General features: G+C 68.5%; 21 protein-coding genes and 2 pseudogenes. 10 read left to right on the forward strand and 13 right to left on the reverse strand.

Going from position 1 to position 20,898, the window contains the following annotated elements; genetic code table 11:
• Positions 1-125: 125 nt before the first annotated feature.
• Genes OG714_RS12300 through OG714_RS12310 form a run of 3 tightly spaced genes read left to right on the forward strand, consistent with a single transcriptional unit; the run spans position 126 to position 1,603 of the window.
• Positions 126-494: a hypothetical protein gene (locus OG714_RS12300; protein WP_406120456.1), complete on the forward strand. Its 369-nt coding sequence runs from the start codon at positions 126-128 to the stop codon at positions 492-494.
• Positions 491-1,417 carry an alpha/beta fold hydrolase gene (locus tag OG714_RS12305; RefSeq protein WP_406120458.1) on the forward strand — a complete coding sequence of 309 codons (927 nt, stop codon included), beginning with the start codon at positions 491-493 and terminating at the stop codon, positions 1,415-1,417. The genes OG714_RS12300 and OG714_RS12305 overlap by 4 nt, the downstream gene beginning before the upstream one ends.
• 51 nt (positions 1,418-1,468) lie before the next feature.
• A complete protein-coding gene (locus OG714_RS12310; RefSeq protein WP_406120460.1) occupies positions 1,469-1,603 on the forward strand; it encodes a hypothetical protein in 135 nt (44 codons plus the stop codon).
• Here the strand turns inward: OG714_RS12310 and OG714_RS12315 are convergent.
• Together OG714_RS12315 and OG714_RS12320 are read right to left on the reverse strand one after the other, a co-directional pair.
• Positions 1,600-2,301, reverse strand: a pseudogene (locus OG714_RS12315) (sensor histidine kinase); the annotation flags it as partial. The gene OG714_RS12310 and the pseudogene OG714_RS12315 overlap by 4 nt on opposite strands.
• Positions 2,302-2,492: 191 nt before the next feature.
• Complete coding sequence (locus tag OG714_RS12320; protein ID WP_406120462.1) at positions 2,493-2,897, reverse strand: MerR family transcriptional regulator; 405 nt, start codon at positions 2,895-2,897, stop codon at positions 2,493-2,495.
• A gap of 412 nt (positions 2,898-3,309) precedes the next feature.
• On the opposite strand from OG714_RS12320, the gene OG714_RS12325 reads away from it, so the two are divergent.
• Both OG714_RS12325 and OG714_RS12330 read left to right on the forward strand, forming a co-directional pair.
• Positions 3,310-4,824 carry a SulP family inorganic anion transporter gene (locus OG714_RS12325; protein ID WP_406120464.1) on the forward strand — a complete coding sequence of 505 codons (1,515 nt, stop codon included), beginning with the start codon at positions 3,310-3,312 and terminating at the stop codon, positions 4,822-4,824.
• 280 nt (positions 4,825-5,104) lie between these two features.
• Complete coding sequence (locus tag OG714_RS12330) at positions 5,105-5,794, forward strand: response regulator (RefSeq protein ID WP_406120466.1); 690 nt, start codon at positions 5,105-5,107, stop codon at positions 5,792-5,794.
• A 7-nt stretch (positions 5,795-5,801) separates the two neighbouring features.
• Here the strand turns inward: OG714_RS12330 and OG714_RS12335 are convergent, their stop codons facing one another.
• From OG714_RS12335 to OG714_RS12360, 6 genes and pseudogenes are all read right to left on the reverse strand, one after another.
• Positions 5,802-6,989 (reverse strand): CynX/NimT family MFS transporter, encoded by a 1,188-nt coding sequence (locus OG714_RS12335; protein ID WP_406120468.1) that lies wholly within the window; start codon positions 6,987-6,989, stop codon positions 5,802-5,804.
• Entirely contained in the window at positions 6,986-7,579 is a 594-nt protein-coding gene (locus tag OG714_RS12340) for a phosphoribosyltransferase (protein WP_406120470.1), read from the reverse strand. Before OG714_RS12340 ends, OG714_RS12335 begins: the two co-directional genes overlap by 4 nt.
• Positions 7,576-8,865: a 4Fe-4S cluster-binding domain-containing protein gene (locus OG714_RS12345; protein WP_406120472.1), complete on the reverse strand. Its 1,290-nt coding sequence runs from the start codon at positions 8,863-8,865 to the stop codon at positions 7,576-7,578. Before OG714_RS12345 ends, OG714_RS12340 begins: the two co-directional genes overlap by 4 nt.
• Positions 8,866-9,853: 988 nt before the next feature.
• Positions 9,854-9,997, reverse strand: a pseudogene (locus OG714_RS12350) (TerD-family protein); the annotation flags it as partial.
• A gap of 115 nt (positions 9,998-10,112) precedes the next feature.
• Positions 10,113-11,615, reverse strand: coding sequence for an LCP family protein (locus OG714_RS12355; RefSeq protein WP_406120474.1), 1,503 nt, complete (start codon positions 11,613-11,615; stop codon positions 10,113-10,115).
• A gap of 283 nt (positions 11,616-11,898) precedes the next feature.
• Positions 11,899-12,864, reverse strand: coding sequence for an ion transporter (locus OG714_RS12360; protein WP_406120476.1), 966 nt, complete (start codon positions 12,862-12,864; stop codon positions 11,899-11,901).
• Between the two features lie 165 nt (positions 12,865-13,029).
• Here OG714_RS12360 and OG714_RS12365 point away from each other — a divergent pair, with 165 nt between their 5' ends.
• Positions 13,030-13,188 carry a twin-arginine translocase TatA/TatE family subunit gene (locus OG714_RS12365; protein WP_406120478.1) on the forward strand — a complete coding sequence of 53 codons (159 nt, stop codon included), beginning with the start codon at positions 13,030-13,032 and terminating at the stop codon, positions 13,186-13,188.
• Positions 13,189-13,590: 402 nt separating this feature from the next.
• Here the strand turns inward: OG714_RS12365 and OG714_RS12370 are convergent, their stop codons facing one another.
• A complete protein-coding gene (locus OG714_RS12370) occupies positions 13,591-14,610 on the reverse strand; it encodes a hemolysin family protein (RefSeq protein WP_406120480.1) in 1,020 nt (339 codons plus the stop codon).
• Positions 14,607-15,944 (reverse strand): hemolysin family protein, encoded by a 1,338-nt coding sequence (locus OG714_RS12375; protein WP_406120482.1) that lies wholly within the window; start codon positions 15,942-15,944, stop codon positions 14,607-14,609. Before OG714_RS12375 ends, OG714_RS12370 begins: the two co-directional genes overlap by 4 nt.
• Before the next feature lie 252 nt (positions 15,945-16,196).
• Between OG714_RS12375 and OG714_RS12380 the strand changes: the two genes are divergently transcribed.
• Positions 16,197-17,108 (forward strand): sulfite exporter TauE/SafE family protein, encoded by a 912-nt coding sequence (locus OG714_RS12380; protein ID WP_406120484.1) that lies wholly within the window; start codon positions 16,197-16,199, stop codon positions 17,106-17,108.
• A gap of 205 nt (positions 17,109-17,313) precedes the next feature.
• On the opposite strand, the gene OG714_RS12385 is transcribed toward OG714_RS12380, so the two are convergent.
• Complete coding sequence (locus OG714_RS12385) at positions 17,314-17,889, reverse strand: TerD family protein (RefSeq protein WP_366498061.1); 576 nt, start codon at positions 17,887-17,889, stop codon at positions 17,314-17,316.
• A 159-nt stretch (positions 17,890-18,048) separates the two neighbouring features.
• On the opposite strand from OG714_RS12385, the gene OG714_RS12390 reads away from it, so the two are divergent.
• Both OG714_RS12390 and OG714_RS12395 read left to right on the forward strand, forming a co-directional pair.
• Positions 18,049-18,489 (forward strand): sec-independent translocase, encoded by a 441-nt coding sequence (locus OG714_RS12390; protein WP_406131796.1) that lies wholly within the window; start codon positions 18,049-18,051, stop codon positions 18,487-18,489.
• A 67-nt stretch (positions 18,490-18,556) separates the two neighbouring features.
• Positions 18,557-18,787: a hypothetical protein gene (locus tag OG714_RS12395; protein ID WP_360077818.1), complete on the forward strand. Its 231-nt coding sequence runs from the start codon at positions 18,557-18,559 to the stop codon at positions 18,785-18,787.
• Between the two features lie 19 nt (positions 18,788-18,806).
• Here the strand turns inward: OG714_RS12395 and tatA are convergent, their stop codons facing one another.
• Positions 18,807-19,094 carry a Sec-independent protein translocase subunit TatA gene (gene tatA / locus OG714_RS12400; RefSeq protein ID WP_406120487.1) on the reverse strand — a complete coding sequence of 96 codons (288 nt, stop codon included), beginning with the start codon at positions 19,092-19,094 and terminating at the stop codon, positions 18,807-18,809.
• Positions 19,095-19,353: 259 nt separating this feature from the next.
• On the opposite strand from tatA, the gene OG714_RS12405 reads away from it, so the two are divergent.
• Positions 19,354-19,887 (forward strand): TerD family protein, encoded by a 534-nt coding sequence (locus OG714_RS12405; protein ID WP_406120489.1) that lies wholly within the window; start codon positions 19,354-19,356, stop codon positions 19,885-19,887.
• 225 nt (positions 19,888-20,112) lie between these two features.
• On the opposite strand, the gene OG714_RS12410 is transcribed toward OG714_RS12405, so the two are convergent.
• On the reverse strand, positions 20,113-20,775 hold the full coding sequence (locus OG714_RS12410; protein WP_406120491.1) for a lytic transglycosylase domain-containing protein: 663 nt from the start codon (positions 20,773-20,775) through the stop codon (positions 20,113-20,115).
• Between the last annotated feature and the right edge of the window lie 123 nt (positions 20,776-20,898).

Consider the following 20,898-nt stretch of genomic DNA (forward strand, 5'->3'; position numbering starts at 1 on the left):
ATCGTGGCACGATGCAAAGGTGAGCCGGAAAGCGGGTCCCCAAGGGAAAACGCGCGCCGGAGGCGGGACACCGGACCGTGTCCGCCCAGCCCCGGACGTCGCGCCGTACGACGAGGGGGCCGACCGTGTCCACCATTGCCGCCGCACTGCGCCAAGCGATGCGCATCGACGGAGTGCGCGGCGTGGCGGTCGTCGACTACTTCAGCCGTATGACACTCGGCGCCCTCGGCGACCCTGACGGACTCGACCTGAACCAGGCTGCCTGCGGCGACACGGATGTCGTACGCGCCAAGCTCTCCGCCATGGAGCTGATCGGTTACGCGCCGACGCGGCTGAAGGACATCCTGATCACCCTGGACACGGAGTACCACCTCATCCGCCCTCTGCTCCGCCGAGCCCACGAAGGACTCTTCCTCTACTTCGTCCTGGACCGCAGTTCTGCAGAACTGGAAGCAGTCCGCAAGGAGTTGCGCCGAATCGAGGATCTGCTGTGAAGACGACCGCCCGCCTTCCTCATGACGAACTCCCCACCGAGATCGCGCAGTTGACCCGCGGCCCGGTCGAGTTCCGGTACGAACCCCGCGGCCCGGCCACCATCGTGGTCTTCTACGGCGGTCACCTGCGCGCCGGACTCTCCCTGGGCGAAGAGGTGTTCGCCGGCGGCGGCTGTTCGTTGCTGGTGGTGTCGCGGCCCGGATACGGCCGCACGCCGGTCACGACCGGGGACTCGGTGACCGGATTCGCCGATGTCACGGCCGAATTGTGCGCTCATCTCGGAATCAGCGCCGTCGCCGCGGCGGTCGGTGTCTCGGCCGGCGGCCCGACCGCGGTGGCCATGACGGCACGCCACCCGACGCTGGTGGAGCGGTTGATCCTGCAGAGCGCGGTCGGACCGCTGCCCTGGCCCGACCGCAGGACGCGCATCGGCGCCCGCCTCGTCTTCGCGGCCGGAGCGGAGGCCGTGACCTGGGCAGCCCTCCACACCCTGGTACGGCGCGCACCCGACGCGGGCCTGCGACTGCTGCTGCGCGACCTCACGATCGTTCCCGTCCGGGACATGCTGGCGGCGCTGCGACCGGAGGAGCGGGCCAGACTCGCCGGCCTTTTCTTGCGAATGCGATCGGGACGCGGTTTCGTGCACGACCTCAAGGCACTGCGGAACCCGGCCGCCTTGACCCGCCTGGCTGTGCAGGTCCGCCGGCCCACGCTGGTGATCGCCTCCCGGAAGGATGCGGCGGTGCCGTTCACCCATGCCCAGGCCCTCACATCGGCGATCCCCGGCGCGGAGCTGGTGGAAAGTCAGGCTGACGGGCACCTTGTGTGGTTCAGCCAGGACTGGCCCTCGATCTCCGAGAGGATCCGCGCTTTCCTCACACCTCCGGAGGCGATTGCCGAGCCCGGTCGACGCACCCGTTAGGACCGGATCGTTCAGGAGCCGGTGTCGTCCAGAGGGCAGCGGGGATCCGCTTTGGCCATCCTCAACGACCTGGGCTCCGACACCGCCGGGGAGTACCGCCTCGGCTTCGGCTTCCCCGACGGTCACGACATCGAACTCTCAGACCACGTCGCTGGGCTCCGCGCGGCCATGTCCCGGTGGCGCTAGGTCACCGTCGTGGCCGACAGATCATGGTCGTCCGTTGTCGGGCCGGGAGCCACGGGCAGCACAAGGACCATGGTGAGGCCACCGCCGGGTGTGTCCTCAGCGTTGAGGGTGCCGCCCATGGCCTCGGCAAAGCCGCGGGCGACGGCCAGCCCGAGGCCCACCCCCGTGCCGCGCGGTGCGTCGCCGTAGCGCTGGAAGGGCGCGAAGATACGGTCCTTGGCCTCGTCCGGAACGCCGGGGCCCTGGTCGACCACCCGGACTTCCACGCGGTCGGCCATCGCGGACGCCGAGACCAGGACCGGTTCGCCTGTCGGGCTGTATTTCACGGCGTTTTCAACGATGTTGGCGACGGATCGCTCCAGCAGACCTGGGTCGACCGCGACCATCGGCAGGGTCTCGGGGATCTCCAGTTCCACGCTGTCCTCGGGCACTCCGCCGAGCGCCATCGGCACGACCTCGTCCAGGTCGATCTCGCGGATGATCGGGGTGACCGTGCCGGTCTTGAGGCCGGACATGTCGAGCAGGTTGCCCACCAGATGGTCGAGCCGGTCGGCGCCCTCCTCGATAGCTTCCAGCAGCTCCGCCTGGTCCTGTTCCGACCATTCGACATCGTCCGAACGCAGGGAGGTGACGGCGGCCTTGATGCCGGCGAGCGGGGTGCGCAGGTCGTGGCTGACGGCGGCGAGCAGGGCGGTTTGAGCAGGATGGCGATGGCCGGGGCGGCTCCGCCGTCGGCCAGGTCGATGTGTGAACGTACCAACCCGATTCGGGTCAACAGCAGTGGCACGAGCCCGGACACGGATCAAGCCTTGGAGGAATCTACGGATTCTTCCGCGGACCGAGGAGTTGGTTCTACGGGACCGGCCTACTCTCCTGGTGCGGGAGTGCCTCAGGGCGCAGGTGTCCGCGTCAGGCGCTCCGCCAGCGTGACGGCAAACTCCTCCGCGCGTGCCAGCTGTGTGCGCAGGTCCGCCACCCGCTGCTGAGCGGCCTGTTCGAAGCCGCGTATCCGCTCCAGCAATTCCTCGTGCTCGGCGAGCGCCAGCGTCTCGCCGGCGTCCAGCCGATCCGTGGCGTCCAGCAGGGCGCGCATCTCGTCCAGGGTGAAGCCGAGCGGTTTCATCCGGCGGATGACCATGAGCCGGGCGACGTCGGACTCGGTGTAGAGACGGAAGCCGCCCTGGGAGCGGGCGGACGGGGTGACCAGGCCGGTCTCCTCGTAGTGCCGGATTGTGCGCAGCGACAGCTCGGTCCGTGCGGCGACCTCGCCGATCTGCATGTGCTCGCTGCTCACGCGGGGTGCCTTCCTCGTCTCTCGCTGCGGCCCGGGAAGTCCGGCATCGATCTCTACTCTAACGTTAGGGTAGAGTCCGATGGTGTCGGACCGGTGTCTGCCGTGCCCGTTCCCATGGTGCGGGATGCCGTGCCGTGACCACCAACCATGTCGGGGCCGACGAAGCCCCCGGCGAAGACCGATGTCTGCAGGAGAGAGCGTGCGCATGTCCGTGATGGCCGGCGCTGCCGCCTGCCCGCCGTGATGTCTCGCCCGCAAGCAGCACCCGGTTCCCTCGCAGGTCGCTTCGCTGCTGCCCACCGACTTCGGTCCGCCGCTCGCGGACTTCGTGGATCGCCGCCCGGCCCTCCGCGCTCCTTTGCGCGCCCACCGTGACACCGGGCGTGCCCGAGCACGACAGGTTCTCCTCGTCTTGTCCTCCTCCGCACCGCTCTCGCTATCTCCGGCCGCCTGGCTGCGCGGCTCCCGTCGTCCCTCGTGGCTGTCGCCGAAGGTGCTGCGCACCGAGGTGCTGGCCGGTCTCGTGGTCGCCCTTGCCCTGATCCCGGAGGCGATCTCGTTCTCGGTCATCGCCGGGGTCGACCCGGCGATCGGCCTGTTCGCGTCGTTCACGATGGCCGTGACCATCGCGTTCGTCGGCGGCCGACCCGCCATGATCTCCGCGGCCACCGGTGCTGTGGCCCTGGTCATCGGCCCGCTCAACCGCGAGCACGGCTTCGGCTACCTCGTCGGGGCCGTGATCCTCGCCGGCGGCTTCCAGATCGTCCTCGGCGCGCTCGGGGTCGCCAAGCTGATGCGGTTCGTGCCGCGCTCGGTGATGGTCGGGTTCGTCAACTCCCTCGCCATCCTCATCTTTATGGCGCAGGTGCCGGAACTACACGACGCGCCCTGGGCCGTCTACCCGCTCCTCGCCGCCGGCCTGGCCCTGCTGGTGTTCTTCCCGAAGGTCACCAAGGCGGTCCCGGCGCCGCTGGTCTCCATCGTCATCCTCACGGCGATCACCCTCGCCGCCGGGATCGCCGTGCCGACCGTGGGCGACAAGGGCGACCTGCCGTCCTCGCTCCCGGTGCCGGGCCTGCCGGACGTGCCGTTCACCCTGGAGACGCTGAAGATCGTCGCGCCGTACGCGCTCGCCATGGCCCTGGTCGGCCTGATGGAGTCGCTGATGACCGCCAAGCTCGTCGACGACATCACCGACACCCACTCCAACAAGACCCGCGAGTCCATCGGCCAGGGCATCGCCAACATCGTCACCGGCTTCTTCGGCGGCATGGGCGGCTGCGCGATGATCGGCCAGACCATGATCAACGTACGGGTCTCCGGAGCACGCACCCGGCTGTCGACGTTCCTGGCCGGCGCGTTCCTGATGGTGCTGTGCGTCGCCTTCGGCCCGGTCGTCTCCGACATTCCGATGGCAGCCCTGGTCGCCGTCATGGTGATGGTCTGCTTCGCGACCTTCGACTGGCACTCCATCGCGCCCAAGACCCTCAAGCGGATGCCGGCCGGGGAGATCACCGTCATGGTCATCACTGTTGCATGCGTGGTCGCCACCTCCAACCTCGCCATCGGCGTCGTCGTCGGCAGCATCACGGCCATGGTCATCTTCGCCAAGCGCGTCGCCCACCTGGCCGACGTCACCTCCGTCACCGACCCCGACGGCACCCAGGTCGTCTACTCGGTCACCGGCGAACTGTTCTTCGCCGCCTCCAACGACCTCGTCGGCCAGTTCAACTACGCCACCGACCCCGACAAGGTCGTCATCGACCTCTCCGCCGCGCACATCTGGGACGCCTCCTCCGTGGCCGCGCTCGACGCCATCGAGACGAAGTACGCCCAGCGCGGCAAGACCGTCGAGATCATCAGCCTGAACGAGCCCAGCGCCCGCCTCCACAAGACCCTCAGCGGCGAACTCACCGGCGGTCACTGACCAGCACACAGAGCATCTGAGGCAGCAATCGCCTTACCAGCCGGCGGGGGCTTCGACGCTGGCTCCGTCGGCCTCGCGCCATTTCTCGCCCCAGAGGAGCCGGACCCGCCGATCGCTGCACGCCCGCTCCCCCTTGGCGTGGCGACGCGTTCCGAGGCCGACATCAGGACCGGCTGCGCGGAGCCCGAGACCACCCCGGGACAGGTGGACACACACCGTCATCGTGACGTAACCCTCACGTGACGAACTGCCCTCAACTCTCACGTAACGGTAGCGTTAGATGGTGACGATACGTGTGCTGGTCTGCGATGAACTCCCGGTGGTACGGGACGGGCTGGCGGCCACGCTCAGCAGCGAACCGGACATCGAAGTCGTCGCCACCACGGGCGACGGGACAGAGGCACTCTCACTGGTGCGGCGGCTGTCGCCCGACGTACTGATCACCGATTTCCGTCTGGCGGGACTGTCGGGGCTGGACGTCGTAAGCAGGGTGACCAAGAGTTCCACTGGCAAGCCCGTGCCGGAGGACCTCATGTTCAGCACCCGTACCGACGACGTCTCGGTCATGAAGGCGCTGGGGGCGGGGGCGTACGGGTATCTGGTGAAGCAGACGCCGCCGGCCGAGGTGATCCGCGCGGTGCGCGCCCTGGCCGCGGGTGATGCCGCCGCCACCGGCGCGGTGACCCGGCGTCTGATCGACTGGCTGTTCTGGCGCCATGCCAAACCCGTGGCCGCCAGCCAGGAGAAGCTGAACGCGCTGACCCCGCGGGAGCGTCAAGCACTGCTGCTGGTGGCAGCGGGGATGTCCGACGAGGAGATCTCCCAGAAGCTGACGCTGGAGGTGACCACGGTCCGCTCGCACCTCTACCACGTGCGGCAGAAGCTCGGCGTGCGCGATCGTGCCCAGCTCATCGTGTTCGCCTACCAGTCGGGTTTCAGTGTGCCTACGGCTCCCGTGCAGCCGGGCTGACCCAGCATCAGCCCGCCGCAGCCACGGTCCGGGTGGCGGTCCAGAACAGGGCCAGGCCGGTCAGGCTGATCAGTGTCACCAGGACGGTGGCGGCGGGCCAGCCGGTATGCGTGACGGTGAACCCGAAGACGGGTGGGCCGAAGAGGCTGCCCAGACAGCCCGCCTGGTTGAGCAGGCCGTAGCCGCGGCGCAGCGTGTAGGGGGATCGAGCGAGCGTCGGCATGCTCGCGTAGAGGGCGGCGAGGACGAGTCCGTTGGCGGCCATCAACACCGCCGCCCCGGCAGCGACCGCCGCCCAGGGGCTGACCTGGTAGATCACGACGGCGGCGCACGGCATCGCGAGGGCGGCCACGGCGAGTCGGCGCGGGGTGGCCCCTCGGTGCATGAGCAGGCCGGCTGCCAGCCCGCCGGGAACGCTGGCCAGGGACACCACGGCCGTGCTCGCGCTGCCCAGAGCAGCCGGGACGCCCCGGTGGTCGGCGAGGTCGGGCAGCAGCGCGATCACGGTGACCCCCAGCAGCGCGATAAGGCTGAAGGACACCGACAGCCACAGCACCGGGCGCAGCCCACCCGAGGCCCCACGGTGCTGACGTGCATCGTTGGTGCCGGTGCCGGTCCCGGTCAGCCAGGTGTGAGCACCCACCAGCGGCACCACGGCGGGCACCACGGTCAGCACAGCGGTCAGCCGCCAGCCCAGTACACCGGCCAGAGTGCCGGCAGCCGAGGCGAGCGCCATGCCGACGGGAATGAACGTGCTCCACAGAGCGAGCGCGCCACGCTCCGCAGCCGGTCCGCACCGGGCGGACAGCACCAGCGGCCCGGTGATCACCACGAGCAGGTAACCGCAGCCCTCCAGCATGCGCGCGGTGTACAGCAGCAGGACCGACGGGGAGACGACCTCCAGGATCCCGCCCAGCAGCATCACAGCGAGCCCGGCGCCGAGCACCCGGCCGAGATCGCCGCGCGCGATCCACAGCCCGGCGGGAAGGGCGAGCGCCGCCCCGACCACGGTGATGCCCGAGACCAGCCACCCGAACGCGGCGAGCGAGAGCCCGAAGTCGCCGCGTACGCCGGAACTGAGGGGGATGAACCGGCCCAGAGCCATCCCGGCCGACACCCCCGCCGCGTAGACGAGCCCGACGGTGCCGCATTCGGGAAGGACGCGTCGCTCGACGCGTAGTGCCTGGGTGCTCATGCAGAAGCGTTCCGCAGGAAAAGGGACACGCCGCTGAACAGGTCCCCTGCGTCGAGTTCGCCGAGGTCGGGTGTCACGACGTCACCGTCCAGCGCCTCGTGCAGCCGGAAACCCAGCACGTCGATCCCCTCGCCGGTCAGGGTGTGGGTGGCCCGGTCGGACGAGCACAGCACGGCGGCCGCATGCCGCGAGATCTTGCAGGAGTCCGCCAGCACGTCCCGGGCGGTGAGCAGGGTGCCGCCGGTCGCGGCCACGCAGTCGATGAGCACCGCGACGTCGTACAGCGGCCTGCTCGGCGGCGTCATGTACCGGCACCGGGCTCGGCCCTGTTCGTCGCGTTGCATGCCGAGGAGACAGAAATCGGTGTGGGCGAAGGGTGGGGCGAAGCCGGGATAGAGCAGCAGCCCGCCGCGCAGCACGATGACGCACAGCACTGTCGCGTCGTCGGGCAGGGCGGCACGTGTGGCGTCGGCCAGCACGCGGCTCAGCCCGAAGATCCCCTGCCTGACCTGCTCCGGCTCGGCCCCTGGCGCCACCAGCGTGCCGTAGGCACCTGCGGGATCGGCGACCGTCGTCGTACGGGCCCTCACAGCCGCACCCCGCGGACGGCGTCGGTACACCAGGTCGTCAAGTCCGCACCGGAGGTGAGCAGTTCGGCCATCGCCGCATCTCCTTCCACGGTGGCGCGGTCGCGGTCGACCATCCGCTGCGCGGCCAGCAGCGTCACCGCCAGTCGTACGTCGTCGGGGGCCAGCAGGTCCTCCACCAGCGAGGCGACATCGTTCTTGGCGACGGCCTCGGCGTGCGTCGCCGGGTCGAGGCCGGCGACGATGTCGGCCAGCGCCCACACTCCGTCGTCGACGAGGGAGTGGGTGATCGGGTCCTGGAAGAAGTAGTCCATCGCTTCGCCGAACCGCTGGCCGGTGAACATCATCCGCCGGTCCGGCGCCGTACCGGCGAAGATCCAGAAGGTTCCGTCCGAGTTGAGCGTCACCGCAGCCCCGGGACTGGCCGCGTAGGCACCCCGGATCGCGTCGTTGACCGCGGTGGCGAGCGTCAGCCGGTTGGACCCCGACTCGAACGGCGAGTAGTACTCCTTGATGGTCTGCGTGCCTTCGAGGAGATCGTCGCGCAGCTCGGCGGCCTTGCCGCTCAGCCGGAACACGTTGAAGGTGATCGGTAACGCCGTGCCGTCGGGCAGGACGATGCGCCGGTTCCAGTCGTTGACCGTCTCCACCTTGGCGCCCAGCTCCCGGGCCAGGTCCGCGTCCACGATGTCCATGTCCGGCTGGATGCTGCGGAAGCCCAGCGCGAGACCGGGGCGCAGCTTCTGCCAGGCGCGGGCGACGTTGCCGTAATGCGGGATCAGCACGGGCTGTGGTGCGTCGATGTGGTACCGGTCGATGCTGAGCCGCAGCAGCGTCTCGGGAGGCTGCGGATTTCGGCGCAGGGCTTCGTCCATCTGCCCCGGCAGACGCTCCGCCCGCCCCGCGTGTTTGCCCCAGTAGCCGGCCGTCACAATCTCCACGCGCGGCACGGTGACCCGTTCCAGCAGCCGCAGGATGGTCTTGAATTTCAAGAACGGCTCCCCGCCCCCGGTGATGTTCAGCTTCTCCGACCGGGAGGCGTTGATGAAGTCGATCGCCGCATCCAGCTCCGGCCGCGAGAGCGAGTCCTTCGCCGTCGCCTTCCGTGTCAGGTCCGACGCGTACATGCAGTGCTCACACGCGACCGGGCACAGCTCGCTGAGGTGGATGAAGAAGCTCGACCCCCGCTCCGGAACAACCACACCGCGGTGGCGCACCGCTTTGATGACCCGCTCGCGCGACTCCTTCGGATTGTCGAACAGCGTGCAGTGACCCGCATCGATCCTCACGCGATCTCCTCGCCTCGACGGTCCGCGACCGCCCGGCAGCTCCTGGCACCACTCACCCGGGCCCCGCCGGAGCCGCACCGAGCCGTGACTCTATCCGCGAAGATCCCGACGAACATGAGCCTGATCACGCGATTTGTTCTCCCCCTGGCATGGACGGAACCGCCATTTCTCTCCTCAGAACATGGAGAAGGACTGCGATCCTCACCAACACGACCAGCAGCAACCCAACAGGGACCGGGCCACCAAGAAGTGCAACGACGTCCGGGGCGACTACACCACCTCATGGGACGCGATCGCGGAACGTCCCTGCAGTGCGACGAAAACCCCTTCGCCTCCACCAAGGAACGCGGGGCGGACAACCTCCGGTGCTCGGCCAGGCTCATCGACGAACCGGACAATGAGGCCAGCGGGCGCGGCGCTTGCACAGAACGGTGACGCTTTTTATGCCACCGTTCTGTTCGTAGCACGGGAGATATGCGGGACCAGCGTCACGACACTTCTGTTGCGTCCAGCTACCCCTGGTGCGAGCGCCCCGATCCCGCCCCCTGGAGACAACGCTCATCTCCCTGCTCGGCCCGCCCCTGAACCTCGACGGCACCACCCGAGAATGCGTCAAGCGAGCGCGGGCCCCTTACTGCACCAGCGCCGGGCCTCGCCCAGACACGATCCGCATGCCGACTTAGGTTGGCCCGGACTCCGCCGCGAAGGGCAGGCCGAGCGACCACCCCGGGCATCGGAACCGACGGGTCCGCCACCGTCGACGCAGCCAGTCGCCGGCCTCCCCGAGAGCGATGAGAAAGAGCGCCGAAGCCGCGCATCGGGCCGGCGAGGCGGGCTGTGCGAGTGCCTTGCCCGGGAGCCAGAGGACCAAGGCGAGCAGCACCCACCACATACCGAGCGACAAGACGGCGCGTCTCGCGCGCGGGCTCACATCGTCCCCGCCGGACGCGTGCCCGGAGTGTCGTCCGGTCCGGACTGCTCGGCGGCACCCCTTTTTCAAGGTGAAGACCGACGGGTCGCTGTCGAACCCACGGATCATGCCGTGGAACTCCCAGGCACCGGAGCCGTCCCTCGTGAACTCCGCGACCGTCGTGGCGGTCGCGTCGGCGACCCGGGCGAAGTCGTCTGCCAGCTCCAGCGCCGCCTCGCGCAGCCGCGCCCGCCCGGTCAGATCACTCTTCGCCACCGCCCGCACCATGGCCGCAGCGTAACTGCCCGCAGGGCGAGGCCAGGGCGGCCGTCGCCGGCTACGGCGCGGAGTCCTTCTTGCTGCTCGCCGCCGCGTAAGCCTGGGCCGGGGTCATCGCCACACCGTTCAGCGCCACGGTCTTGTAGGGGCTGACCTTGGCGCAGGTCTTGGACTCGTCGGCGGTCGAGGCGTTGGCGTTGGAGACGGCCGCGTGGGTGTCGGCGGGTGCGGCGGAGGCGCTGCTGGAGTACGTCGTGCCGCTGGGCCAGTCGCTGCCGATGACGAGGGTCAGTCCGCTCTCGCTGCTCTGGGTGAGGTGCGAGGCGGACAGCCCGAGGGCGGATGCCACCGTCTGCGCCTCGGCCTTCTCACCGGGGCCGTACGTGAGCTTGGTGGTCGCCGCCTGCTCGGGCGCGTTACCCGTGCTGGTGCCGGGACTGAAGCCCTTGGCGATGAGGGCGTTGGCGATCACGGAGGCGCGTCCGCTGGTGGTGGTGCCGTTCTCCACCCGTACGGCGACCTCGGAGGCCGGCACCGTGGCTGCCGCGGACGTGGTCGCGGACGGTGAGGCGGAAGCTTTCTTCTTGCTGCTGTCCGCGGTCAGGGACTGGTCGTTGGCGATGGCCGCGAACAGGGATTTGGCACCGGCCGCCGGGACGACACGGTTGGCGTTGGCCGGGTCGGCCCCGGTCTGCATGGTGGTGAACGTCATCCGCTTGGAGGGGACCTCGTTCAGGTCGGTCGCCAGGTCCACGAGTTTGCTGACGCTACCCAGGCCGGTGTCGACGGTCAGGGCCTTGGTGGCGGCGTCGGCCAGGGAGTAGACCTTGGCGGGATTGGCCAGCGTGCCCGCGCTCTTGAACTTGCGGATCATCGCGCTGAGGAAGAGGTGCTGGGAGACGGTACGGCCGAGGTCGCTGCCGTCGCCGAAGCCGTGCCGGGAGCGCACGAACTCCAGCGCGGCCTCGCCCTTGAGGGTGTGGGTGCCCTTGGCGAGCTTGAGGTGCGAGTAGGTGTCGTAGACGTTGTCGCTGACGCACACCGACACCCCGCCCACGGCATCGGACATCTTGACCACGCCGGAGAAGTCGAGCATCACGAAGTGGTCGACGGTGATGCCGGTGAGCTCGTGCACGGTCTTGACCTGGCAGGCCGGGCCGTACTGCAGGGCGCTGTTGATCTGGCCGTAGTAGCCGGACGTCGCCTGGCTGCTGTCCGGGTCCTTGCAGGCGGGGATCTGGGTCATGGTGTCGCGCGGGACGCTCATCACGGTGGCGTTCGAGCGGTCGGCGGAGACGTGCACCACCATCTCCACGTCCGCGTTGTGCCCGACCGTCGAACTCGCGGAGCCGCAGCCGCCGCCCAGTTTGCAGTCAGCGGCGTTGTTCCGCCCGTCCGAACCGATCACCAGGATGTTGATCGGGGTGCGGCCGAAGGCGTCCGCCTTCTCCTTGCCACCGGCCCCGTCGTCGATCGCCACGCTCTTGATGTTTCCGTTGAGACGCTGCCACAGCCAGGCTCCGGCCCCTGCCGTGACCAGGATCAGCGCCGACACGGTCATCAGGGCTATGCGGGCCAGCCGTTTGCGCCGGGCTACGGGTTTCGCCCGTCGACCCGACTGACGCTCCTTGGACCGTGCGGCCTGGCGGGCGGCAGCCCTTCCGCCCGGCGGTCGATGGGCCGACGCTCCGTCCGCTCCGCGTTGGTGCGACACAGTGAAGCGATCTCGCGTGGCCGCACGGCCGGATGTCTCACCCCACGGGTCGCTCATCCACCACTCCCTACGCAGTCGCCGACACCAACCGCCGGCGCCACGATGAGACGGCAGAGACCCAACCCGTACGTCAGGACGCACCCCTCGGGCTGGATGATTGCGCAATATAGCAACTGTCGACGTTCCCGCCGGTGACCTCTCCCACATCCACACTCCGCACCGCCGACTGAACAAGGTCCTGTTCGAGGTCGTCCAGTGCCCGGCGGGCCGTGGCAATTCGTTCCAGCAGCAGTCGGCGGCCCTCGTCCTCCGACGCCGGCAAATCCTGTCGCTGCGGCTCGTCCCGCTCCGTCTCACGGGCATCGTCCAGGGACGTGAGAACCACGCCGATCAGGACGTTGACCAGGACGAAGGAGGCGAGCAGCACGTATGAGGCGTAATAGACCAGGCTCCAGCGCGAGATCTCCAGGCCGGCGTGGACTGCGTCACCGATGCCGTCCAGGGTCATCAGCAGGAACAGGGTGAGGACCGCGCGCCCGATGGAGCCGTAGTGCTCGGGGTCATGGCGGCCGAAGAAGACCCAGCCGACCATCGCGTAGACGTACAGCACCAGCCCACCGACGAGCAGAAAGCTCAGCGTGCCGGGCAGGCTGCGGGCGACGGCGACCAGCACGACCCGCAGCTGGGGCAGGAAGCGCGCGGTGCGCAGGACGCGGGCCAGGCGCAACAGTCGTAGCACGGTGGTGTTCTCGCGTACGACGGGCAGGAAGGCGCACAGGACTACGGCCAGGTCGAAGAGGTTCCAGGGGTCCTTGGCGAAGTCCCGGGGGCGGTCGGCGTGAGCGGCCAAGCGGAGCAGGATCTCGACGGTGAAGGCGGCCAGGCAGGCGTGCTCGGCCAGGCGTAACCAGTGGTTCCAGTCGGCGGCCAGCCCCGGGTACGTCTCGATGCCCAGCAGCGCGGCGTTGGCGAGGATGACGGCGAAGACGCTGAGGGCGAACCAGCGGGCCTCGGTGACGGTGCGGCAGCGGCGCGCCAGTTCCTCGCGGGCGGGTTGGGGTGTCGCCTCGGTTCCGTCGTTGCGCTGGTCTTGCATCCTGCTGTCTCCGCTCCCTCGCACAGGCTCACGCCCCCACCAACTGAGCTGGAAGGCGGGGTTGTTGAGCGATCACGCTTCAGGAGAGACTTCTACAGCACTGTAGATTGCAGCGTGTGGCCGGTACGCCGTAGCGGCCTGGTTCCCCGGGAGAAAGCAGACCTGATGTTCGGCTTGAGCGAACTGGCCGTGGTCCTCCTCGTCGTCGTGGTCGTCCTCGGCATCAAGAAGCTGCCGGAACTGACGCGTTCGGCGGGCAAGGCGACCCGGATCTTCAAGAGCGAGGCCAGGGCACTCAAGGAAGACGACTCCCGGCGCCCCTGACGGCGTAGTGAGTGCCTGAGGTCGGGACATGCCGGCCCGGCGATTGACTGCTGGTGATCACTCGCCTACCGCGCAGCTAGTCCGGCTGGGCGGCGAACAGTTCAAGGTGTGCGCAGATCGGACAACGAAAGGCGTCGATCTGCCAACGCGGTCGACCCATCCTCTTCGCATTGCCAAGCGAGCCTCGCTGAAGGGGGCCTGCGATCCACCGCGCGAACCCGCGGGCGCCCTGTCCGGAGTCCTCGACGAAGCCCGGCTCCAGTCCCACCGCACCGCATTGAGCGCACCGTATGTTGTTCATCGAGTGAGTGTAGTGAGGGACTGTTAGCGCCGGTCGTCAGAACCTGTCCCCAACTTCCCGTCCGACGCCCAGAGTTGAGACGCCGGACGGGACCACCGCCGTTATGCCGCCTGGGGATGCAGGAGGCGCGCGAGCAGGTCGTCGAGAGTGACCATGCCGGTGAGGTTGCCGGTGTCGTCACGGACCACCGCGAGGGAGGCCCTGCGCTGGCGGAGTTGCTCGATGGCGTGGCTGATCGTGTCCTGTTCGGTCAGCTCCGGTATCGGACGGGCAAGGTCCCGGGCGGTGACCGTGCGCCCGCGGGTACGGGCGATGAGCGCGTCGCGGGCGTGCACGGAACCGACAATGCCCGTGCCGTCGCGCACCAGCAGGCGGCTGCGGTCGTACTCGGCGGCGAGGGCGAGGATCTCGTCCACGCCGGCGTCCGCGGGTACCGAGTTGATCGCGGCGGCCGGGATCTGAAGGGCGCCGACCGGGTTCTGCGGCTCGGTGAGCGAGCTGGTGAGCAGCTCCGAGTCGGTCTCGCTGATCAGGCCGAGGCGCTTCGACTCCTCGACGAGGTGGGTGAGTTGCTCGCGGTTGTGGACCTCGGTCAGCTCGTCGCGCGGGGTGACCCCGCACAGCCGTACCAGCGCATTGCTCAACCTGTTCAGCACCCCCAGCAGCGGGCGGACCGCCTTGACCACGCCGCGGAAGGGTGGGGAGAGGAGCATCGCGGAGCGTTCGGGGTGGGCGATGGCCCAGGACTTGGGGGCCATCTCGCCGACCACCATGTGCAGGAACACCACGACGACCATGGCGACGGCGAAGGCGATGCCGTAGCTCAGCCCGCTCGGTAGGCCCAGCTTGTGCAGCAGTGGGTCGAGTTCGTGCGAGATCGCGGGCTTGGACACCGAACCAAGGCCCAACGTGCAGATGGTGATGCCGAGTTGGGCGCCGGCCAGCATGAGGGACAGCTCGCGCATGCCTGCCAGCGCGGCCTTGGCGCCGCGCTGGCCATTGGCCGCCGCCTTCTCCATGCGGTGCCGCTTGGCGGCGACCAGCGCGAACTCGGCTGCGACGAAGAAGCCGCTGCCGATCAGCAGCAGGACGGTGACGAAGAGTGCCATCGGGAAACTCATGCCTGCTCCTCTCCTTGCTTGACCAACCGCTCGATCCGTACGCGCTCGGGTACGTGACGGTCCAGAGTGCGTACGTCGATGACCACACGGCCGCCGTCGGGCAGCTCGACGGCGAGTTGGTCACCGATGGCCGGGAAGCGGCCGAGTCGGTCCACTATCAGGCCGCCCACGGTGTCGTAGTCCTGCTCCTCGGGCAGCTCGATACCGGTAGCCTCGGCGACCTCGTCGAGGCGGCGGCCGGCGTCCACCAGCCAGCCGTCCCCGTCGGCGGCGGCGAGTTCGGTGACCGTGTCTAGCTCGTCGGCGATGTCGCCGACCAGTTCCTCGGCGATGTCCTCGTAGGTGACGATGCCCGCCACCCCGCCGTGTTCGTCCAGGACGACGGCGTACTCGTCGTCCTGCTGACGCATCTGCTCGACAGCGTCCGGCAGGGGCAGGGTGTCAGGCAGCAGCAGGGGCTGCCGGGCGAGGGCGCCAGCGGTGGTGACCGTGAGGCGGTCGGCGGGCAGTCGCATCAGCTCGCGCACACCCAGGACGCCGGTGATGTCGTCCGGGTGGTCGCCGAGGACGGGGTAGTTGGAGTGGCCGTGCTTGGCGATGAGATCGACCGCCTCCGCGGCGCTCGCGTCCTTGCGCACGAAGACGGCGTCCGCGCGCGGCACCATCACCTCGTCGAGGGTGCGCTCGGAGAACTCCAGGGCATGGTCGAGGAGTTCGGCAGTGTCCTTGGGTAGCTCGCCCTGCTCGTGGGACTCGCCGATGAGGTGGCCGAGCTCTTCCAGGGTGGCGCCGTGGTGCAGTTCTTCGACGGGTTCGATGCCGATCTTGCGCAGCAGCCGGTTCGCCGCTCCGTCGAAGATGTGCACGACCGGACCGACGACCTTGAGGTAGGCAAGCGTGGAGGGCGCCAGCGCCTTGGCCAGCCGTTCCGGGACGGCGATGGCGAGGTTCTTCGGGGCCAGCTCGCCCAGCACCATCTGCACCACCGTGGCCCCGACGAAGGCGAGGACGACGGAGATGACGCTGACGGCCGCGTCGGGCAGGCCGAGACCGGACAGGACCGGCTTGAGCAGCGCGGACACGCTCGGCTCGGCGATGAAACCGACGGCCAGACCAGTCACTGTGATACCGAGCTGCGCGCCGGACAGCATGAACGACAGCCGCTCCAGTACCTTCAGCGCGCGGGCGGCCTTCTTGTCCCCCGCCTCGGCTTCACGCGCGAGGGCAAGCCGGCTGGCGGAGACGTAGGCGAACTCCTGGGCCACGAAGTAGCCGGTACCGACCGTCAGCACGAACACGGCCAGCAGACCCAGGAGAGCAGTCGCGGCACTCATCGAACACCATCCCGTCGCGTGCCGGATTCAGGAAAGACCTGGCGGGATGGTCGGGGACTGTGCCCCGAAGGGTCCGTCGATCTGGCGGACAAGATCAGTGCTCCTCTGATGATGGTCGGATCAGTAAAACGATTCTGGGCACATCCAGGTTCCCGGAGCCACTGGTGACCTTCGCAGGTCACGCGTCAAAGGCGAAGATCGGACGACGCTTTCCACACCATTCCCATAGGAAAGGTCTCTACGGTCGTGGACATGGATGTCTCCGCTCCGATCGTCGTCGCCGGAGCCCTGGTCGGATTCGCCGTAGGACTCACCGGCATGGGCGGCGGGGCGCTGATGACTCCGATCATGGTGATGGTCTTCGGTGTGAACCCCACCGCGGCGATCGGCAGCGACCTGGCCGCCTCCGTGTTCATGAAGCCGTTCGGCGCGCTCGTGCACCAGCGGGCCGGCACCGTGCGCTGGGACATCGTGCGCTGGCTGCTGCCCACCGCCGTCCCGGCCGCGTTCGGCGGGGTCTTCCTGCTCCACTTGTTCGGCGACGGGGACGCGCTGCAGCAGCGGGTCAAGTACGTCATCGGTACGGCGCTGCTGCTCGCCGTCGCGGGCATGCTCGTACGTCTGTGGTTGGACCGCCGGCGCGGCACCGTCGCCGACGAGGACGCCCACGTGCCCGTCCGGCCGGTCGCGACGCTGCTGATCGGCCTGGTCGGCGGGGTCATCGTCGGCATGACCTCGGTGGGTTCGGGCTCCCTGATCATCGTGATGCTGATGCTGGCCCACCCCATGCTGAAGGCCAACCACCTCGTGGGCACGGACCTCGTCCAGGCCATCCCGCTGGTGGCCGCCGCCGCGCTGGGACACCTGCTGGTCGGGGACGCCGACCTCGGCCTGGCCGCCACACTGCTCATCGGCGCGATCCCCGGAGTGGTCCTGGGCGCAGTCGCCTCCACCCGCGTCACCGGACCCGCGGTGCGCTGGGCCCTCGTGGTGCTGCTGACCGGCTCCGGGCTGTCCATGCTCAAGACGTCGTCCCCCGTCATCGTGTGCGCGTGCCTGGGCATAGCGACGCTCGGCACCGTCGTCACCGCACGCGGCCGGCACGCCACGCCGACCGCACCGAGCACAGTCCACGAGCCGGAGACCGAACACGCCGTCAGCTGACCCGCACGCCGCGCCGCCACTCCCGGCGCGAGCCAGGTCACCGGCATCCCGCAGCAACGCTCAGAGTTCGTGGTTCCATCGCAGGCACGGAAGCAGAGTGGACTGCGAGAGCCCGGTCCAGGGGCGTGCTCGGTCCACCTCGCGGGGAAGGCATCGGTGAGATGCTGTGCACCGTCTCCGTGCGACGACGGCACTTGGAGCAGCGTCAGACGTTGACGCCGAAGTCGGACGCGATGCCCGCCAGTCCGGATGCGTACCCCTGACCGACCGCGCGGAACTTCCACTCACCGCCGTGCCGGTACAGCTCGCCGAAGACCATCGCCGTCTCCGAGGAAGCGTCCTCGGACAGGTCGTAGCGGGCGATCTCCCCGTTGTTCGCCTGGTTCACCACGCGGATGAAGGCGTTGCGGACCTGCCCAAAACTCTGTCCGCGCGCTTCCGCGTCGTGGATGGACACAGGGAACACGATCTTGTCGATCTCGGCGGGTACGCCGGCGAGGTTCACCTTGATGCTCTCGTCATCGCCCTCGCCCTCACCGGTGAGGTTGTCGCCGGTGTGCTCCACCGAGCCGTCCGGGCTGCGGAGGTTGTTGTAGAAGACGAAGTGCTGGTCGGAGACGACCTTGCCCGACGCGTTCAGCAACAGCGCGGAGGCGTCCAGGTCGTAGTCCGCACCGGTCGTGGTGCGAACGTCCCAGCCCAGCCCGATCAGCACCGCGCTCAGCCCCGGCACCTCCTTGCTCAGCGACACGTTGCCACCCTTGCCCAGGGAAACTCCCACGGCTCTTTCCTCCCGACTGTGGGCTGTCTGTACGTCACTGGGTTCCAACGCGGAACCGACCACGACGGTTCCGACACTTGCGCAATAGTTGAAGTAATGTCACGGAGGCGGGCCCGGGCGACAGGCGAACGGGGCGGCGCGGACAGCGAGGAGCTGCGGATGTTCCCGGACGTAGGGCTGCCGGAACTAGTCACCCTCGCGATCCTGGTCGTCCTCCTCTTCGGCCCGGACAAACTGCCGGAGATCATTCAGAACGCGGCGGAGCTCATCCGCAAGGTACGGGCGTTCTCCGACAGCGCCAAGGAGGATATCCGCTCCGAACTGGGCCCGGATTTCAAGGACTTCGAGTTCGAGGACCTGCACCCGAAGACGTTCGTACGCAAGCACGTCCTGGACAGCGACGACATCGGCCGCGATCTGGGCCTGGACGAGATCCGCAGCGCCCTGGATCCCAGGAAGGACCTGGCGGAGGTGGCCGACGCCGTACGAGGTGCCGCACACGACACGGAACCGCAGGCGGCGGCACCCCAAGTGACGCTCGAAAAGGCCGACCCCCCGCAGGAGTCCGCGCGCTCCGCCTTCGACCCCGATGCCACCTGAGACACCTCGCGGTCACGTGATCCACTTCACGAAGGTCAAGCAGTTGCGCAACCTTTAAACTTTCGGTGTGGAAAACAGCGGCACGACGAACTGGGAAAACGCGGTGCTGGACGGAGGTCCCGCCGACGGGTTGCGGACACGCGTCATCGACCGGCCTCGGGTGGTCCAGGTGACATACCCCTGCCCCACGGACGGCCTGGAAGGCGATGTGCGCGCGGAGGCCCTGTATCTCTACCGCCTCGACCCCGGCGTGACGAGCGAGCCTCTCCGCTACGGCTTCGATGTGGCGAGTCCCTGACGGGCTCGGGCCGCGCGATTCAGCCGGCAGTGGCACTCTCAGAGACCGCCCTGGCCGAGGCGGCATCGCCCGGGGCGGCCTGGACGAGACGCGCAGCCGACGTGTCGGACGCGGAAGCAGTGTCGGACCGCTCGGCGGGAGGCTGGGAGGCGCCCTCGTCCTTCATCGCCTTGGCCTCGCTCTTGAGGATGCGCATGGACTTGCCCAGTCCGCGGGCAGCCTCAGGGAGCTTCTTCGAGCCGAACAGCACGATGATGACGATCGCCACGACCAGCAGGTGCCACGGTTCCAGTCCGTTGCGGAGCATCCCGCCCACCCCATTCTCTTGTCCGGACGGCGTGGTCCATGGACACGAAGCACCGTCAGTCATGATTGCTGTCTTGCGCAACTTTACAACCGTGGGGTGGGATCAGCGGTCCCCTTGATCCGCCGCAGAATGAACAGTTCCGTTGCCTGACTCCTGGGGTACATCTCTCTTCCATGCATGTGGAGATGAGCATCGACCTGCGGGATCAAGCGCAACCTTGTCCGCGCCCAGCGGGCCGATTCGGGAGAGGCAGCAGCCGGTGAGCAGCGTCAGCAAGGGACTCGGGAAGGCCGAAGTGAGGCTCAAGTGGGACCCGAGTCCTTGGAGCCGGCCGCCTCACCATCTCGACATCATCGCCACGACCTACTCTGCGGACGCCCCCTATGGGCAGCCGGTGTACGTGGTCCGCTACGACAGTCGCTCGCCGGACGGGACCATCAACATGCCCCGGCACAGCGAGACCGGGATGGGTTTCGGCTACGTGGAGGTGATGGTGCTGGACCTCGACCGCTTGGCGCCTTCCTTCGTACGGGTGGTCGTAGGGGTGGCGATCCACCAGAACACGGGCCCCAAGACCTTTGGCGACATATCGAACGCGGGGGTGCTGGTGGTCGAGGGGTACCAGAAGCTGCTGGAGGACGACTTCGCTCAGGTCGCCGGGTCCACGGCTACGACGGTCGCGGAGTTCACCAGGAATTCCTCCGGTGCGTGGGAGTTCCACGCGATGATCCGGGGATCCGACAGCGACCCGGTGGGGTTCACCGCGGAGATGGGCAGCGCAGGACAGCTCTGACCATGAAGGAGCGTGATGAGCCACAAAGTGGGTCTTCGTGCGATCGCCACCATCGGGGCATTTTCTGTCGGCGGCGGCCTTGCAGCACTCCTTCTCAAGGATTCCGGATTCTTCGGAATCCGACGCTTGGATGGGCGCTCTGGTGGTGAGCTACGGCCTTTGGCGCGGGGGTTGCAAGCCGACCGCGGGGATGATTCCGGCATCGGTCCGAGAAGGATGAGGGACTCACCCGCCGACTGCTTTCCCCGCCTTGACCCAGTTGGTGTGCAGCTGGCTCAGGTACGCCTGCGCCTGGCTGCCCGGTGTCGCACCGCGCGCGAAGGCGAGCATGTTGCTCGCGCCGGTGTTGTAGCCGAGTGCCAGCAGTTCGTCCTTGCTGAGGGAGCCGTGCCGGGTCGGGGGTAGTTGCTCCGCCAGGTCGTGTAGATACCAGGCTTCGGCCTCGATGGCGAGGGCGCGGTCATCGGGCAGTTCGTCCCAACGCCGACCGGCGAAGTCCCGGCCCTTCTTGACCTCGTCGAAGGTCGCGCGATGCATGTTCGCGATGCCGAAGGCCGCGTCCGGCTTGTACTTCTGCCAGGCCCGCTCGAAGGCCGCGTCATGCGGCTTGTACGCCTCGTTGTAGAGGATCGCCATCACCAACTGGGCACTGACGTGAGCCTGTTGGGCCCGAGTGCGGACCTGGGACGCATAGGCAGCGGGATCGTATGCCGAGGCGGTCGCTGACGCCGAGGGACTGGCGGAGCCAGCTGGCGAGGCCGACTTGGACGCCCCGGCCGAGGGTGGCGTGGCGGCCTGCGGGGTGTCGGCCGCACGCACGATGACGTAGACGACGACCGCGAAGACCGCCAGCGTGAGCCACCGCCGCCGTACCCGGAGTTCAGCCATCTCCCGCCTTCTCTCAGGACGGCTTGCACGTCCAGGACCCGAAAGTACCGGCAAACCCTTCTACAGCAGGTGGATTAAGGGCCGTGTGAAGCATCGAACGACCGGCCACAGCGACCGGGCTCA

The sequence above is a fragment of the Streptomyces sp. NBC_00989 genome, assembly GCF_045162655.1.
GTDB lineage: Bacteria > Actinomycetota > Actinomycetes > Streptomycetales > Streptomycetaceae > Streptomyces.

Bases quoted from the DNA above. Each gene is read 5' to 3' on its own strand.
- OG714_RS12330 (WP_406120466.1), top strand. From the start codon at position 5,105: ATGGTGACGATACGTGTGCTGGTCTGCGATGAACTCCCGGTGGTACGG.
- OG714_RS12335 (WP_406120468.1), bottom strand. From the start codon at position 6,989: ATGAGCACCCAGGCACTACGCGTCGAGCGACGCGTCCTTCCCGAATGC.
- OG714_RS12355 (WP_406120474.1), bottom strand. From the start codon at position 11,615: ATGACCGTGTCGGCGCTGATCCTGGTCACGGCAGGGGCCGGAGCCTGG.
- OG714_RS12360 (WP_406120476.1), bottom strand. From the start codon at position 12,864: ATGCAAGACCAGCGCAACGACGGAACCGAGGCGACACCCCAACCCGCC.
- OG714_RS12365 (WP_406120478.1), top strand. From the start codon at position 13,030: ATGTTCGGCTTGAGCGAACTGGCCGTGGTCCTCCTCGTCGTCGTGGTC.
- OG714_RS12370 (WP_406120480.1), bottom strand. From the start codon at position 14,610: ATGAGTTTCCCGATGGCACTCTTCGTCACCGTCCTGCTGCTGATCGGC.
- OG714_RS12375 (WP_406120482.1), bottom strand. From the start codon at position 15,944: ATGAGTGCCGCGACTGCTCTCCTGGGTCTGCTGGCCGTGTTCGTGCTG.
- OG714_RS12380 (WP_406120484.1), top strand. From the start codon at position 16,197: ATGGATGTCTCCGCTCCGATCGTCGTCGCCGGAGCCCTGGTCGGATTC.
- OG714_RS12390 (WP_406131796.1), top strand. From the start codon at position 18,049: ATGTTCCCGGACGTAGGGCTGCCGGAACTAGTCACCCTCGCGATCCTG.
- tatA (WP_406120487.1), bottom strand. From the start codon at position 19,094: ATGCTCCGCAACGGACTGGAACCGTGGCACCTGCTGGTCGTGGCGATC.
- OG714_RS12410 (WP_406120491.1), bottom strand. From the start codon at position 20,775: ATGGCTGAACTCCGGGTACGGCGGCGGTGGCTCACGCTGGCGGTCTTC.